At 68.0% G+C, this 654-nt stretch carries 1 protein-coding gene; it reads left to right on the top strand.

Annotation, left to right across the window (positions count from 1 at the left end):
• Positions 1 to 150: 150 nt before the first annotated feature.
• On the top strand, positions 151 to 651 hold the full coding sequence (locus tag ACFO60_RS40800) for a hypothetical protein (RefSeq protein WP_380852916.1): 501 nt from the start codon (positions 151 to 153) through the stop codon (positions 649 to 651).
• The last annotated feature ends 3 nt before the right edge of the window (positions 652 to 654 follow it).

Below are 654 nucleotides of genomic sequence, written 5' to 3'. Positions count from 1 at the left end.
GGGGTGAGTGTGCATTGCTACGCAGAACGAGCCCTTGCCCCACTCCTACTGTGAGCGACGTCGCCGGCGAGCGGCAACCCGAACCACCCGCCGGACGACCCGAAACACCCGGCCCCGAGCCGGAACCCTCACACCAGGAGAACCACCACCATGAACACCATCCGCACGATCCTCACCGGCGCCGCCCTCACCGGAGCCCTCGCCGCCGCCCTTGCCGCCACCCCCGCCCAAGCCGCCACCACCCCGACCACCACCAGCGCCGCCACCGCGACCGCCTCGACCGCCTCGACCGCCTCGACGGCCACCGCCTCCTACGACCGGCACGGCTTCGGCAAGATCTGGTCCGGCTACAGCGACGACGAGGACCGCCACGACCGCTCCTACTTCACCGGCTACTGGTACTCCCACAACGGCTACTACTACTTCAAGGGCGACCTGTTCGACCGCGACCGCGACAACGACCACTCCTACATCGACTTCCAGTGGCACGACGACAACGGCTGGCACGAGAAGATCTACCGCGGCGGCCGCTACGGCGTCTCCCACTTCTCCGGCAAGTTCCGCAAGGGCGGCTTCGACGACTTCCGCATCCGCGTCGGCGAAGGCACCCGCGGCGACTACGACTGGGGCCAGTACCGCTACCTCTTCTAAACC

This window comes from Sphaerisporangium dianthi (genome assembly GCF_042654065.1).
In the GTDB taxonomy this organism is placed as follows: Bacteria; Actinomycetota; Actinomycetes; order Streptosporangiales; family Streptosporangiaceae; genus Sphaerisporangium; species Sphaerisporangium dianthi.
Note: the sequence above shows the minus strand (reverse complement) of the source record. Positions and strands in the feature narration are given on the sequence as shown.

Coding starts and splice junctions, on each gene's coding strand:
- ACFO60_RS40800 (WP_380852916.1), top strand. CDS start 151: ATGAACACCATCCGCACGATCCTCACCGGCGCCGCCCTCACCGGAGCC.